Here is a 407-nt window from a genome sequence, read left to right as displayed (position 1 = left end):
GGCGCAAGATCCATCTCGGAATCGATGAGGAAACACTGGAGGTCCGCGCTGTCGAGATCACCGGGAGCCACATCGGTGATGCCCCTGTGCTACCCGACCTGCTCGGTCAGATCCCGGCGGACGAGCGGATCGGCAGCGTCACCGCCGACGGTGCCTACGACACACGTAAATGCCACGACGCCATTGCCGACCGCGGCGCCCATGCCGTCATCCCGCCCCGCAAGAACGCGAAGCCCTGGAAGACGATCACCGCTGGAGCCGTGGCGCGAAACGAGGCCCTGCGCGCGGCGAAATACCTGGGCCGCGCGCTCTGGCGACGATGGAGCGGATACCACCGCCGAAGCCGCGTCGAGACAAAGATGCATTGTGTGAAGTTGCTGGGGCAGCGGCTCATGGCGCGGGACTTC

1 protein-coding gene is annotated in these 407 nt (G+C 66.1%); it reads left to right on the top strand.

Going from position 1 to position 407, the window contains the following annotated elements; genetic code table 11:
• Positions 1-407 (top strand): IS5 family transposase (locus tag FNJ84_RS21795; protein WP_143795282.1); only part of this gene is annotated, 407 nt, incomplete at both ends.

The organism is Paracoccus sp. M683 (assembly GCF_007096355.1).
In the GTDB taxonomy this organism is placed as follows: domain Bacteria; phylum Pseudomonadota; class Alphaproteobacteria; order Rhodobacterales; family Rhodobacteraceae; genus Paracoccus.
This window is presented reverse-complemented; position numbering and strand designations above follow the sequence as displayed.